11 protein-coding genes are annotated in these 14,436 nt (G+C 45.5%); 9 read left to right on the top strand and 2 right to left on the bottom strand.

Annotation, left to right across the window (positions count from 1 at the left end; translation table 11 throughout):
* Positions 1-95 precede the first annotated feature (95 nt).
* The 8 genes from NSQ50_RS29290 (at position 96) to NSQ50_RS29255 (ending at position 10,208) form a co-directional block, all read left to right on the top strand.
* Positions 96-971 carry a M15 family metallopeptidase gene (locus NSQ50_RS29290; protein WP_036681958.1) on the top strand — a complete coding sequence of 292 codons (876 nt, stop codon included), beginning with the start codon at positions 96-98 and terminating at the stop codon, positions 969-971.
* A gap of 141 nt (positions 972-1,112) precedes the next feature.
* The gene (locus NSQ50_RS29285) at positions 1,113-1,589 is read left to right on the top strand and encodes a glutathione peroxidase (RefSeq protein WP_076222351.1); all 477 of its coding nucleotides are present in this window, start codon (positions 1,113-1,115) and stop codon (positions 1,587-1,589) included.
* A gap of 249 nt (positions 1,590-1,838) precedes the next feature.
* On the top strand, positions 1,839-3,473 hold the full coding sequence (locus NSQ50_RS29280; RefSeq protein ID WP_076222350.1) for a formate--tetrahydrofolate ligase: 1,635 nt from the start codon (positions 1,839-1,841) through the stop codon (positions 3,471-3,473).
* Between the two features lie 334 nt (positions 3,474-3,807).
* Positions 3,808-5,172: an FAD-dependent oxidoreductase gene (locus NSQ50_RS29275; protein WP_038573671.1), complete on the top strand. Its 1,365-nt coding sequence runs from the start codon at positions 3,808-3,810 to the stop codon at positions 5,170-5,172.
* Between the two features lie 1,303 nt (positions 5,173-6,475).
* Positions 6,476-7,303, top strand: coding sequence for a formate/nitrite transporter family protein (locus NSQ50_RS29270; protein WP_036681949.1), 828 nt, complete (start codon positions 6,476-6,478; stop codon positions 7,301-7,303).
* 460 nt (positions 7,304-7,763) lie between these two features.
* Positions 7,764-8,984 carry an MFS transporter gene (locus tag NSQ50_RS29265; protein WP_036681946.1) on the top strand — a complete coding sequence of 407 codons (1,221 nt, stop codon included), beginning with the start codon at positions 7,764-7,766 and terminating at the stop codon, positions 8,982-8,984.
* Between the two features lie 68 nt (positions 8,985-9,052).
* Entirely contained in the window at positions 9,053-9,583 is a 531-nt protein-coding gene (locus NSQ50_RS29260) for a GNAT family N-acetyltransferase (protein WP_038573668.1), read from the top strand.
* Positions 9,564-10,208, top strand: coding sequence for an MOSC domain-containing protein (locus tag NSQ50_RS29255; RefSeq protein ID WP_081384302.1), 645 nt, complete (start codon positions 9,564-9,566; stop codon positions 10,206-10,208). The genes NSQ50_RS29260 and NSQ50_RS29255 overlap by 20 nt, the downstream gene beginning before the upstream one ends.
* 89 nt (positions 10,209-10,297) lie before the next feature.
* Here the strand turns inward: NSQ50_RS29255 and NSQ50_RS29250 are convergent, their stop codons facing one another.
* Positions 10,298-10,846 carry a GNAT family N-acetyltransferase gene (locus NSQ50_RS29250; RefSeq protein ID WP_036681941.1) on the bottom strand — a complete coding sequence of 183 codons (549 nt, stop codon included), beginning with the start codon at positions 10,844-10,846 and terminating at the stop codon, positions 10,298-10,300.
* A gap of 230 nt (positions 10,847-11,076) precedes the next feature.
* Between NSQ50_RS29250 and NSQ50_RS29245 the strand changes: the two genes are divergently transcribed.
* Entirely contained in the window at positions 11,077-12,783 is a 1,707-nt protein-coding gene (locus NSQ50_RS29245) for a glutamine--tRNA ligase/YqeY domain fusion protein (RefSeq protein WP_036682422.1), read from the top strand.
* An 85-nt stretch (positions 12,784-12,868) separates the two neighbouring features.
* On the opposite strand, the gene NSQ50_RS29240 is transcribed toward NSQ50_RS29245, so the two are convergent.
* Entirely contained in the window at positions 12,869-14,104 is a 1,236-nt protein-coding gene (locus NSQ50_RS29240; protein WP_305953522.1) for an MFS transporter, read from the bottom strand.
* Positions 14,105-14,436: the final 332 nt, after the last annotated feature.

The raw sequence follows: 14,436 nt of genomic DNA, 5'->3' as shown, positions 1-14,436 counted from the left end.
TATTTTTAAATTAGGTTCTTAGTGAAACATTTATGAAGGAAAGCCTGTCTAATAGATAAATAGAATGTTCGGCTTCGAGGAGGAAGAACTTACAGATGTCAAAAAAATTTAAAATTATAATCTTGTTAATTGTCGTTATTGCTGTCGGTTGGGGAATAGGAAAGTACACGTCTCCTTCTGCTTCGGAGAGTAACGGTTCTAATATAAATGTGGGGGATAATCTTCAAGGTGAGCCTGGGAATATGGGGGAAAGTGATGGAGGGGGGATTACAGACCCGGCAGTAGCTGATCCATCTGATACTCCAGATTCATCTAATCCATCTGAACCCTCTAATCCGCCTGAATCAGGCGGTGATAATGCGGGTAGTGTTCCAGATCCTATTTCTGCAGAGCCTGATAGTATTACAGTGATGGTAAATAAGCAGTACGGCTTGCCTGATAATTATAAACCAACGGATCTTGTCTATCCTGATGTCCGTTTTACATTCAAAGAGAAAATCGAAAAGCGTATGATGCGCAGCGAAGCTGCCAAAGCCTTGGAGAAGATGTTCGCAGGTGCAGAGGAAGACGGAATTTATTTAGCAGGCGTTTCTGCATACCGCTCACAGGCAACCCAGACGACTTTGTATAACCGTTATGTGGAGAGAGATGGGGAAGAAAAAGCCCGTACTTACAGTGCAGTCCCCGGCTATAGCGAGCATCAGACCGGGCTGGCTATAGATGTCTCGGGAAGTGATGGCAAATGTGCCGCCGAGAGCTGTTTTGGTGGGACGAAGGAAGCCGAGTGGTTGGCCAAGCATGTAGGGGAATATGGTTTTATCATCAGATATCCTGAAGGTAAGCAAGACATTACCGGATATAAGTACGAGCCTTGGCATATCCGTTATGTAGGTAAGGACATTGCTGCCTATATCAATGAGAAGGATATTACGTTGGAAGAATATTATGACGCAATTCCGGTATCGAAATAACATAGACGCAGAGAGCAGTCCTATGAAATTTGTAGGGCTGCTTTTTCTATGGCAATAAAAAGAGTTCAGAAGTTGCATTCCCTTACAGTTCGGGTAAGATACGTAGTGTAGTCCAAGTACAAGGAAGGAAGGGGAATAAAGATGTTGATCTACAATTTTGCCGGCGTTACACCTTCGGGTAAAGAAGTGCCGTTTGCGGAGTATGAAGGTAAGGTGCTGTTGATTGCTAATACGGCTAGTAAGTGCGGACTTACACCACAGTATGGAGACCTTCAGAAACTATACGAACAGTATAGCGATCAAGGACTTGTAGTATTAGGATTCCCCTGCAACCAGTTTGCGGGTCAGGAGCCAGGTACGAGTGAAGAGGCTGAGGAATTCTGTCAGATTAATTATGGAGTTACCTTTCCGGTCTTCGCCAAAGTTGATGTTAATGGACCGGATGCCAGCCCGCTTTTCAATTATTTGAAGGAGCAGCAGCCTGGTGCTGGAGACAGCAGCGACATTAGCTGGAATTTCACGAAATTTCTTATTGATCGCAGCGGCAATGTAGTGGCTCGTGTGGAGCCCAAAGAATCGCCGGAAACGATGAAACAACATATTGAGTCACTCCTGTAGACCCTTTATGGGGTTAGTTGCAGAGTGATCTTCCAAGTATCCCTTCGACTCGGTTTCGACCGATGCTCGCGGGGATTTTCTTTTTTTTAAAGGATTAATGGAGATTGCCTTGAATTTTTATTGTGATAAATTATACTTGACGCTTTAAAAAGACCATGTATCCTTTGAAGAGAATATAGCAACTGTGCGAACATGCATAAAAAAGTGGAGTACAGCAGGATAATAACGGCAGGAGGGTTTTATACAAGCATGAAGTTAATTACAGAGGTAGCAGCACAAGCAGGGATCGACGAGCAGCATCTGGAACTATACGGCAAATATAAAAGCAAACTCTCGCCAACCTTATGGGAGGAAATGAAAAACAAGCCAGATGGCAAGCTGGTTCTGGTCACTGCGGTGAATCCCACCCCTGCTGGCGAGGGTAAGACCTTAACAACCATCGGGTTGGCGCAGGCAATGAATGCAGCAGGTGTGAAGACTGTGGCTGCTTTACGTGAGCCGTCGCTCGGGCCTTGCTTAGGGATGAAGGGCGGCGCAACAGGCGGCGGGAAGTCGCAGATTGTTCCGGCTGATGAGATTAATTTGCACTTTACCGGTGATATTCATGCGGTGACTTCTGCGCATAATTTATTGTCCGCAATGATTGATAATCATATCTTCCAAGGCAATGAGCTGGGACTGGATCCGCAGCGTATCGTTTGGAAACGTGTCATGGATATGAATGACCGCAGCCTGCGCAGTATTGTGACTGGGCTCGGAGACGGAAACGGAGCCGTACGGGAAAGTGGCTTTCAGATTACAACGGCTTCTGAGATTATGGCTGTGTTATGCCTATGCGATAGCCTCATTGATCTCAAGAAGCGTTTGAACCGTATTCTAATTGGTTATGACCAAGAGGGACAACCGGTGACAGCCGAGCGAATCGGGGCCGTTGAAGCGATGACAGCGCTGCTTAAGGAAGCAGTTAAGCCAAACTTGGTACAGACTCTGGAAGGTACGCCTGTTATTGTGCACGGGGGTCCGTTTGCGAATATCGCTCATGGCTGCAGCAGTGTTATTGGCACTCGTTATGCCCTTAAGCTAGGGGATGTTGTGGTCACCGAAGCAGGCTTCGGAGCGGATCTTGGTGCAGAGAAATTCATGGATATCAAATGCCAACAGGCCGGGTTAACCCCTTCTGCTGCTGTTCTTGTCGTAACTGTTAAGTCCTTGAAATATAACGGTGGTGTGCCTAAAGGTGAGCTTCTAACCGAGAATCGGACGGCGCTGCGCGCGGGATTGGTGAATTTAGAACGCCATGTAGAGAATCTCGGTAAATTTGGAGTCCCTGTTTTAGTTGCCATTAATCATTTTGAAGGGGACAGTGAGGGCGAGATTAACGATGTACTGGAGGCCTGCCGCAATTTAAACGTGCCGGCTGCAATCTCAAAAGTATGGGCGGAAGGTAGTGCAGGTGGACAGGAGCTGGCTTCTGAGCTGAACAAGCTCTTGAATAATAGTGGCACGAGCCACTTTGCTCCTTTGTATGAGAAAGATCTCGACATTTCATCCAAAATCAACAAAATTGTCCGTGAGATTTACCGCGGGGCAGAAGTGAACTTTTCTCCGGCGGCTAAGCGTAGTCTGGCGGTTATTGAGCGGCTTGGGCTAAATGATCTTCAAGTATGTTTGGCGAAGACGCCTTATTCCTTCTCCGACCAGCCTAGACTCCTCGGAGCACCGGAAGGTTTTACGATTGGTGTCCGAGATATTACTCTTTCGCTTGGTGCAGGCTTTGCGGTAGTTATTACAGGCAATATCGTTACGATGCCAGGTCTGCCAGCTAAGCCAGCTGCTGAGGGACTATGGATGGACGAGGACGGAGAGATTCACGGTCTGGTGTAAAAGTGTTTAATAAAGGGCTTCTCCTTGTTGTATTAGAGGGGAAGCCTTTTTTATGCTTCCTTTGGATTCCTGCAAATGCAGATCATAATGTACCTCTCACGTGGCAAAGCTAATGAGGTCGTCGCATTCGGCAGCAGTGGCGGAAAAAACTTAAAATTGTGAACAATTTGAGGATATAGGCGGAAAAGACTTGTAATGTGATAAATATCACAATATAATCAATTTATAAAGTGAAATAAATCACAACTAACCCATTGTTGATCAGATTCCATCATTGATCGGTCATGCAAGTCAAATATATAACCCGATTGTCCATTTGAAGGAGGAAGAAATAATGAAAGTAGCTGTCATTGGATGTACCCATGCCGGAACCGCCGCAATTGTGAATACTGCTCAGCTTTACCCGGATGCCGAGATTACTGTATATGAGCGTAATGATAATATTTCCTTCTTATCCTGTGGAATTGCCTTGTATGTAGGTGGAGTGGTTAAAGACCCAGAGGGGCTATTCTATTCTTCACCAGAAAAGCTTGCAGAGCTTGGCGTAAAGACCAATATGCGTCATGAAGTAACTGCAGTGGATACGAAGTCCAAAACATTGCGTGTACGCAATCTGGAGACAGGCCACGAGTTCGCTGACACCTACGATAAGCTGATTATGACTACAGGTTCATGGCCGATTGTGCCGAAGCTTGAAGGATTTGAACTCGAGGGGATTTTACTTTCCAAGAACTATGATCATTCCAACACTATTATAGAAAAAGCTAAACAAGCGAATAAAATCACCGTCGTCGGCGCTGGATATATCGGCGTTGAACTGGTGGAAGCTTTTCAAATGAATGGGAAGCAAGTTACGCTAATTGATGGTGAAGATCGCATTCTGAGTAAATATCTGGATCAAGAATTTACTGCACCGATCGAACAATCTTTTCAGGATCATGGGATTAAATTGGCCCTGAATGAGAAGGTCAGCTCTTTTGCGGGCAAAGACGGTAAGGTAACAAAGGTTATTACAAGCAAAGGTGAGCATGAGACAGATCTGGTCATTCTCTGCATTGGTTTCCGTCCTAATACTGAACTCTTAAAAGGTCAAGTCGATATGCTGCCTAATGGTGCCATTGTGGTCAATAACTATATGCAGACTAGCTGCCCAGATGTATATGCCGCGGGCGACAGCTGTGCGATTCACTACAACCCTACAGGCAAACACGCCTATATCCCACTGGCAACCAATGCTGTGCGGATGGGAACCTTAGTTGCACGCAACTTGGTAACAGAGACCATTCCTTATATGGGTACACAAGGGACTTCGGGCATTAAGATTTATGAAGATAATATCGCTGCAACAGGGCTTACTGAAGAAGGAGCTAAGGCTGAAGGAATGGACGTGGAAACCGCCATGATTATTGATAATTACCGTCCAGAATTTATGCCAACCTTTGAGCAGGTTCAGTTAAAAGTAGTGTTTGATCGCGCCACACGCCGTATTCTCGGGGCACAAATTATGTCCAAGATGGATCTGACGCAATCGATCAACACAGTGTCTGTATGCATTCAAAATCATATGACAATCGACCAACTAGCCTTTATCGATTTCTTCTTCCAACCGCATTACAACAAACCTTGGAACTTCCTGAATACAGTGGGTCTTCAAGCACTGCCGACAACAGTACCAAGCAAAGAGGCTGTAACGGTTTAAAAAGGAACGTTGTTCCTGAGTGATTTATTGAGGAAAAAGACAACCTTATAAAGCTAGAGAAGCAGCGATCCTCCTGTAACGGGAGGGTTGCTGCTTTTTTTGTTAGGTGCAGAATGATTAGCTGCATAGGTAGGTACAATCCAATGGCTTCGGCGATGGTAGCGAGCCAAATGTGCTCGAAAGCTACAGTTAAGGTCATTTGAGTCCGATGTCCGATAGTAAGCCAAATGTGTTCAGAAGCTACGGTTAGGGTCATCTGAGTCCGATCGTGCTGAGTCAACGCCCACCGCAGAAGCTATCGGACCCAGAAGCCGCTATTTGGTAATTAATCGCCTATTGAGCGTGATTTCGGACTCCAATGCAGCTATTGCATAGAATGAGGTTCATTTAGTGTGTTTTTGGTGGCAATAGCGACTATGGGGTCCGATAGCAAGCCAAATGTGCTCGAAAGTTACGAATAAGGTCATCTGAGTCCGATGTCCGATGGCGAGCTAAACGTGCTCAAAAGTTACGTATAAGGTCATCTGAGTCCGATCGTGCTGAATCACCGCCCTCCTTAGAAGTTTTCGGACTCAGAAGCCGCTATATAGCAAATAATCGCTGTTTGAGTGTGATTTCGGACTCCAATGCAGCTATTACATAGAATGAGGTACAACTAGTGTGTTTTTGGTGGCAATAGCGACTATGGGGTCCGATAGCAAGCCAAATGTGCTCAAATGCTACGAATAGGGTCATCTGAGTCCGATGTCCGATAGTAAGCCAAATGTGTTCAGAAGCTACGGTTAGGGTCATCTGAGTCCGATCGTGCTGAGTCAACGCCCACCGCAGAAGCTATCGGACCCAGAAGCCGCTATTTGGTAATTAATCGCCTATTGAGCGTGATTTCGGACTCCAATGCAGCTATTGCATAGAATGAGGTTCATTTAGTGTGTTTTTGGTGGCAATAGCGACTATGGGGTCCGATAGCAAGCCAAATGTGCTCGAAAGTTACGAATAGGGTCAACTGAGTCCGATGTCCGATAGCGAGGTATAGCTACAGTGAGATATAGCTGCATATAAGGACAACTGTGTCCGATAGCTGCTGCGTACGCTCAAATGTAATCCAACGAAACAAGATATGCTGGCTTAGTCGGTCATACATAAACTTCTATTTGTGCACAGGTCGCAGTAAATTTGACATGTCAGTGAAAACTTTCACTTAGTTTTCTCAAAGTGATAATTATCACGTTAATGTGTTTTACGACACGCTACAATGGTCATAAAGGAACAAATTTGAAGTAAATAGATGAAGGAGATAGGAACCATGGCTTATAGCAAACCGCAGCAAATTGCCGAAGTAACTGTAGAGAATGGCATAAAAAAAGCTCATAATCCGCTAAGTACCGTACTTATTCTGGGCTTTTTGGGAGGAGCGTTTATTGCGCTCGGGTTTTTATTGGATATTCGCGTCATTGCTGGCGCACCACAGGAATGGGGTTCCATTGCTAACTTTATCGGAGCCGCAGTCTTCCCCGTTGGGCTGATCATGGTACTCCTTGCAGGTGGAGAACTGCTGACAGGGAATATGATGGCCGTGCCGCTCGCTTTTATGGCTAAGAAGATTTCTTTCTGGGAAGTTGTGAAGAATCTTTTGCTCATTACGATTAGTAATCTGGCTGGGGCATTATTTGTAGCTTATTTCTTCGGTCATGTAGTGGGGTTAACTTCAGAGGGTGTGTATTTAGAAAAATTGGTGGATATGGCTGGTCATAAAATCGATGCAGAATTCTTTCCGGCATTTGTTTCGGGTATCGGCTGTAACTGGCTCGTTGCGCTGGCCGTATGGCTTTCCTATGGAGCAGATAACTTCAGCGGCAAAATCCTTGGTATTTGGTTCCCAACGATGGCCTTTGTTGCGATCGGATTCCAGCACGTTGTAGCTAACATGTTCCTAATTCCAGCAGCTATTTTTGAAGGTTATTATTCATGGGGGCAATACTTCACTAACTTTGTTCCCGTCTGGCTCGGCAATTTAACGGGTGGAGCAATATTTGTCGCAGCTGCCTATTGGATGGCATACTTGCGTAAAGCACCTACGGCTATTCAATCCGTAGATAGCATGTCCGGCAGCAGTGTCAAAAAACACGCTTAAGCTCGTCTTATAGAGCACTCCATAGAACATTCAAGGTCTGCCTTATTGGTGGCGTTAATGTTTAAGGGGTGCTTTTTGTTATGTAGACACAAAAAAATCCGCCGTGATATATCCGCGCTCGGGGGAACGAAATCGGATCACGGCGAATTTTGAAGGGGGAGTGTTTCTAGGCTCTATTACCCCGTCTTTCTAAAAGCGAATCAGTTTCTTCTTGTTTAGTTTGCTTTACGGACGACAGCCACGGCTTTAAAATAAGAATAGATATTAGAACTAGGGAGGACTGCGGACGTGAACCCCAAGGGAGACGGGATAATTCATGCGATATGTGCGTTTTATTCTCTAGATTTCATGCGTACTTTATCGCGATAAAACGTCAATGTGTATGCTTGCTCATAACCCTGTTTTGGGATAATACTGGATGAATTAATGACACATATATAACAGGGGATGTACACTACTTATGAAGTTTTTACAGGCATATCCAAAAGAAGTGAAAATATTTCTAATTGCCAGCCTAATTAATGCAACAGGTAGTGCGCTGATGTGGCCGCTCGTTACGATGTATGTATTTGATGAGCTTGGACGCAGCATGTCAGATGCTGGACTGGTGATTCTTATTCAATCGGTTGGTGGGATCGTGGGTCAACTACTCGGGGGCTCACTCTATCATAAGGTAGGCGTTAACCGGCTGATTGTCGGAGCGCTCGCCATGAATGCTTTGGCACTGTTCACCTTGCCGGCAGCTAGTAACAACTGGACGTTATTTATGGTTGCAATGGGACTGGTAGGATTATTTAATTCCTTATCATTACCTGCCATTCAGGCATTTATCGGCTTTCGTTTCACGAAGCAGCGTGGTGAGCTGTTTAATGTTATTTATGTCGCCAATAATATTGGTGTAGCACTGGGTACGGCATTAAGTGGTTTTTTGGCCGATATTTCCTATATGCTAAGCTTTGTAATGAATGGTGTAACTTCGGCGGTATTTGCGGGTTTCTTTTTTATATATCTGAAGAAAATCGGTGGAGAACCTGCGCATGAGGTAATGGGGCATCAGAAGAATGAACCAGAGAAACAATCCACGTGGAAGCTAATGGGGCATACTCGTATTTATCTTTATATGGGGATCGGTTCTTTGTTCCTGCTTCTCGGTAACTCTATCTGGAATACAGGGGTATCTCCGTTCATTATTTCAGAGGGCTGGCCTAAGAAAACTTATGGTTTTCTCTGGACACTGAACGGTATTTTGATTTTTGCAGCTCAGCCATTGGTAACAATGATTAAGCGCTGGTTCGCGTCTACCTCAACGGCGCAAATGACTGCAAGTGCCCTGTTTTATTTGGGTGGCTATGCGTTTCTTTTGTGGATGCCTAATTATCCTGGCTTAGTGCTCGGAATGGTGCTTGCTACACTGGGAGAAATGCTGATTTCTCCAGCGATGCCATCCTTTATCTCGGATCATGCGGGGCGCAGCGCACCATTTTATTTGGGACTAAGCGGAGGGATTGGTGCAGTCGGGAGAGTCATTGGCCCTTACTTCATGGGCAGACTGTATGATAGCGGTGGTTTGGCACCAACAGCCTGGCTGGCCTGTGCGATGGCGCTGCTGTCTGTAGGATTTTTCGTCATCCATTCTTTAGTCAATCGTAAAGGCCATTCGTTAGAGCGGTCCGTAAGATAACTATACACAGTGGATTCCAACATCTGCTGTGAATTCTATAGAGGTGCAAGGCAAGGGGTGTACATCTTATGAAACAAATCAACAAGGCAAGGTTAACTATTAGACCATCAGAGATTAAAGACGTGCGAGAACTGATTGATCTGGACCATCTGATTTGGACAGAGGACACTAGCCCGGGACCTATGTTGTGGCGCTCACAAGAGGATTTCTTGCTGAATGCTCCTCCGGGCTCTCAGCTCGTAGCGCTGCAAGATGACAAGCTATGCGGATATGTCGGGTTTGGCTGCCCTAGTAGAATGGAGAGCAACCGGCATGTGTGCGAGGTTAATATTGCTGTTCATCCGAACTATCAACGTTTAGGCATCGGCCGGCAGCTCATGGAAGCCATTAAGGAACATGCTGCGGCGCATGCTATTCGTAAGCTTCGCCTGCGTGTATTATCCTGTAATGAATCAGCGATTTCTTTTTACCGGAAATGCGGTTTTGTGGAAGAGGGACGTCTGCGGGAGGAGTTTTATCTTGGCGGCCGTTATGTGGATGAGATATTTATGAGCTGTATGCTGACAGGAGGAAATGGATATGGAGATCGTCTCGCTTAATGTCGGTCGGCCGGTGACGGTGGATTATCGGGGAAAACCTTTGGAGACCGGAATTTATAAAACGCCTGTAGAAGGATCGGTTCGGCTGCATACCAATGGATTTGTTGGAGATGGTCAGGCAGATCTTAAACATCATGGAGGCCCTGACAAGGCGGTGTGCGCCTATCCCATTGAGCACTATCCTTATTGGGAACAGCAGCTGGGAAAGAAACTGGAGTACTCGGCTTTCGGAGAAAATATCACCACAACGGGTCTGCTGGAGACAGAGGTGTGTATTGGCGATGTATATGAATTAGGCACCACTTTGCTTCAGGTTAGCCAGCCAAGATATCCTTGCTTCAAAATCTCACAAAAGCATGGACCCGCAGATCTTCCGGCTCAAGTTCTGGATACAAGGTATAGCGGATTTTACTTGCGTGTACTTCGTGAAGGAATGATTTCAACCGGCGATGCAATTGTCAAAAAAGAAAACGGAGACAGCAATGCTTCCGTGGCGCATGTACTGCATTTAATGCAGGTTGGGCTGCAAGAGGAAGCTGCTCTGGCAGAGCTTGTGGAGCTGGAAGCCCTCTCAGCCGTAGTACGGAACAAGTTTCGAAAACAGCTGGGTATGCCAGAGATCTAATCTTGGTCTGCTCAATAAAATAAACCTGGGGGCGTATGCCAGCCAGGTTTATTTCTGCTTGTGTGTTTGTTTAACTTTGCTTACGTAACTTAGCCGAGCAGCTGCCACTCACTACGCAATAAACCATATACGGCGTGATTCACGTAGCCATCGGGCAGCTTTTCTGCCTGTCTGATCACACCTTCGAGCACAAAACCAAGCCGTTCAGGAATTGCCCGGCTAGTTACGTTGGCGGTCGCGCAGCGAATTTCTACCCGCTGCAGCTCCATTTCCAGCAGTGCGTAGTCTACTAGAACTCGGCAGGCGCTGGTCATATAACCTTTGCCTTCATAGCCATCACCAAGCCAATAACCAATCCCTACGGAACGGTTATGCCAGTCAATCTGGTGATACCCAATGACACCGGCGAGCTCGCCGCGGACCCAAAGTCCAGCAGTGAAGGCGCCATTGTCGGTGCCTTGTTTTATAGCATTTTTAATGAAATTAAGGGTGTGATCCTGTTCCGTAACGGCATCAACCCAAGGAAGCCATTGCCTAAGTCGTTCCCGCGAGCGCTCCACTAACGCGAATATGTGCCTAGCATGCTCAGGCATGAGTGGCTTTAAGATAAGCTCTTCGTCGATGACATAATTAAACAAGCGGTTGCCTCCTTTTCGGCACAAGGCCTTATGTATGATTATGGATTTTTTCTTATGATTATCATGCTACTCTATCGCCCGCAGAGAAGTCAAAAGGTCTAAAGATGCTAAAAATTGATCCAGGCCATGTGCCCCCTTTTATTGAACAATCTACAGTTAACGGGTATATTAGTAGGAAACATGTTTATACAAGAAGTAGTGTAACACTACAGAACGAAAGGTTGATAGCTGTGGAGAACCGTACTACCCCCTCCAATTTTATTAAAAATGTTATTACCGAAGACCTCCGTACGGGTAAAGTAAAAGAAGTTGTCACACGCTTTCCGCCGGAGCCGAACGGTTACTTACATATCGGACATGCCAAGGCGATTTGGATTAACTTTACACTGGCGGACGAGTTCGGTGGCAAGACTAACCTAAGATTTGACGACACGAATCCTGCCAAAGAAGATACGGAATATGTGAACTCCATTCAGGAAGATGTAAAGTGGCTGGGTTATGAATGGGAAGAGCTGCGTTTTGCATCGGATTATTTTGAGGAAATGTACAAACGTGCCGAATTATTAATTACTAAAGGCAAAGCTTATGTAGATGACCTCAGCGCGGATGAAATTCGCCAATTGCGGGGAACGCTGACGGAGCCAGGACAGAACAGCCCACATCGTGAGCGCGGCATCGAAGAGAATTTGGATCTGTTCCGCCGTATGCGGGCAGGGGAATTCAAAGATGGTGAGAAGGTTCTTCGTGCCAAGATCGATATGGCTTCACCAAATATTAATCTGCGTGATCCTGTCATCTATCGGATTACTCATGCGCATCACCATAATACAGGGGATAAATGGTGCATCTATCCGATGTATACATTCGCTCATCCACTTGAGGACGCTATTGAAGGAGTGACTCACTCCCTTTGTTCGCTTGAGTTTGAAGATCAACGCCCATTTTATGATTGGGTCGTAGCGGAATGTGAGATGCCTTCTGTTCCGCATCAATATGAATTCGGCCGTCTGAATCTCGCTCAAACCATGACTAGTAAACGTAAGCTAAAGCTGCTGGTAGACGAAAAACATGTGGATGGCTGGGACGATCCGCGGATGCCAACGATCTCCGGCCTGCGCCGCAGAGGATATACGCCGGAAGCGATTCGTAAGTTCGTGTTCGAGGCAGGGATCTCCAAGAGTCAGGGTCTAGTGGACCTGCAAATGCTGGAGCACTTTATCCGGGAAGACCTTAAGTTAACTGTGCCTCGCACTATGGCTATACTTCGTCCGCTTAAGGTTGTTATCACCAATTATCCGGAAGGTCAAACAGAATGGCTTGAAGCGGAAAATAATACAGAGAATGAAGAAATGGGCGTACGCCAAATTCCGTTCTCTCGTGAGATTTATGTTGAGCGCGACGACTTTATGGAGAATCCGCCCAATAAATATTTCCGCTTGTTCCCCGGCAATGAAGTACGCCTGAAGCATGCTTATTTCATCAAATGTAATGAAGTCATTAAAGATGAGAATGGCGAGGTTGTTGAACTGCATTGTACGTATGATCCGGAAACAAAGAGTGGCAGTGGATTTACAGGCCGCAAGGTAAAAGGTACTCTGCACTGGGTAGAAGCTAGTCAAGCTGTGCCTGCAGAATTCCGTTTATACGAGCCACTGATTTCTGCTGAAGAAGTAGATGAAGCTGCAGAAGTTGAAGGTCTGGATTCCACGGTAGAGAAAGCGGAGCCTAGCTTCTTGGATCAGCTTAATCCTAAATCCATTGAAATCTTACAAGGTTTTGTGGAACCCGCACTTAAGGACAGTGTGGCTCAGGATAAATTCCAGTTTTTCCGTCATGGCTATTTTAATGTAGATAGCAAATATTCGGCGCCTGGGCATCTCGTATTCAATCTTATCGTTTCACTGAAGAGTTCATTTCAGCCTCCAAAACAAGGCTAACACTTGATTAGTTCAGGTTCTTTATAATAAAACAGGCTCAAACGTCCCGTTTAGGTACGTTTGAGCCTGTTTTTTATATTTTCGCTTATAATATTTCGATGTGAGAGAGTTCTTCCTCATCCTCTGTAGGGGGCCGGTAGCCTCCACGGTTTACAAAGAGCCACATGAAAGTAAAGCCTAGCGTTCCAAACAGTGTCAAGAAGACACCCGCTTGATACATGCTCTGTGCACCTAGATTCTGATACATCCACCCGCCGAGAACTCCTCCAACAATACCGGCTATACCGCTCCAAGTCAGTGTGTAGAGTGCTTGTCCTGAAGCACGGTAAGGTCTTGGAATAAGAAGCATGGTCAGTTGAGTGCCTACATAGAAGAAACCACCAAATGTTATGCAGTGTAAAATTTGAATGAGCACTACTTGGAGGGCTGTAGTCGCGTCCGCCATGAACCACCATCGTAGTACGAATAAAGCGCTAACCAGCGCAAGCCAGCCGAGCAGAACAGATATTTTACGTTTAAGGAATCGGTCGCAGAGAACAAATACACCCACTTCCAAAATAGAGGAGAGGAATACTGCGAGACCAATCATTCCCTTGGAGCCGCCTAGATCCGTAATATACAAAGACATGAATGTAGTGTTCATGGTGTTCGGTATGGAAACTAGGATACCAAACAATATGAAACACAAGAAAAAGGGATTATAAATTAGCTTGCTGAAGCCTCTATAAGGCATGGGAGCCATGCCAATGGTATGGTTAAGTTTCGGTAATGCAAGAATGGATAACATTGATGCACATAGTAAGCCTGCAAACAGATAGGACAAGATAGATACACCAGCCCAGTCAAGGACCAATCCGGCGGCAATTGCAATTAGTGCCCACCCCAATGAACCCCAAAGCCGAAAAGAACGGAAGCGATAGTTAGTTCCGTCAATATAGCTGAGAATCATCGTATTGCTCTGAGCAAATAACGGTCCTTGGAAGAAATAGAACAAAAGAATGGAGATGTAGATCATCTCATATGTATTTGCCCGAAACATAAGCTGGGATAACACTAACGTTCCGATTAACATAAGCAAAACGATTCGCCGGATATTCTGGTATCGGTCAGTCCAGATCGCCCAGAATGGATTTGCAAAGATGGATACTAGCGCACCCATAGAGAATACGGCACCGATCTCTAATTTGTTCATCCCTACATCCAGCAGGTATAGTTGAAAGAAGCTGGAGAAGAGGACCATGGTTCCGTATACAAAAAAATTGAACCATTTTAAAGACGTGAAAGAAGATGGATAGTTAACGCCTTTCCGCAAATGCGTCACTCCTTTCCCACTAGATGTCTTGCATGGATATACTGACCAATATTAGGCCCTTCTATCACTGTAACACGTGTTGAAAAGGGATACAAACTTCCTTTTTTACTTTTTTACATTTTTTTAACGTTTATTTAAATTTGATCCGCTAAGTGACAAAAATCGCATATAACAAGTTTGCAGGTGGCAGAAATGTTAAGAGATCGCTCCTCCTTACTAGGAATATGCCTGAGGATTACCCTATCTACGTCGTACAAAAGCGGATCAACGGGTTTAACTTCAGTTTACAATTCAGGGCTAGGATGGGGTTAAGCGAAACAGAGATGATACACTCTTCTCGC

It is taken from the genome of Paenibacillus sp. FSL R10-2788 (assembly GCF_038003885.1).
Classification (GTDB): domain Bacteria; phylum Bacillota; class Bacilli; order Paenibacillales; family Paenibacillaceae; genus Paenibacillus_AQ; species Paenibacillus_AQ odorifer.
Note: the sequence above shows the minus strand (reverse complement) of the source record. Positions and strands in the feature narration are given on the sequence as shown.

What these genes read in the sequence shown, in the direction of transcription:
- NSQ50_RS29275 (WP_038573671.1), top strand. Translation starts at nt 3,808, where the DNA reads ATGAAAGTAGCTGTCATTGGATGTACCCATGCCGGAACCGCCGCAATT.
- NSQ50_RS29280 (WP_076222350.1), top strand. Translation starts at nt 1,839, where the DNA reads ATGAAGTTAATTACAGAGGTAGCAGCACAAGCAGGGATCGACGAGCAG.
- NSQ50_RS29290 (WP_036681958.1), top strand. Translation starts at nt 96, where the DNA reads ATGTCAAAAAAATTTAAAATTATAATCTTGTTAATTGTCGTTATTGCT.
- NSQ50_RS29265 (WP_036681946.1), top strand. Translation starts at nt 7,764, where the DNA reads ATGAAGTTTTTACAGGCATATCCAAAAGAAGTGAAAATATTTCTAATT.
- NSQ50_RS29260 (WP_038573668.1), top strand. Translation starts at nt 9,053, where the DNA reads ATGAAACAAATCAACAAGGCAAGGTTAACTATTAGACCATCAGAGATT.
- NSQ50_RS29285 (WP_076222351.1), top strand. Translation starts at nt 1,113, where the DNA reads ATGTTGATCTACAATTTTGCCGGCGTTACACCTTCGGGTAAAGAAGTG.
- NSQ50_RS29255 (WP_081384302.1), top strand. Translation starts at nt 9,564, where the DNA reads ATGGAGATCGTCTCGCTTAATGTCGGTCGGCCGGTGACGGTGGATTAT.
- NSQ50_RS29270 (WP_036681949.1), top strand. Translation starts at nt 6,476, where the DNA reads ATGGCTTATAGCAAACCGCAGCAAATTGCCGAAGTAACTGTAGAGAAT.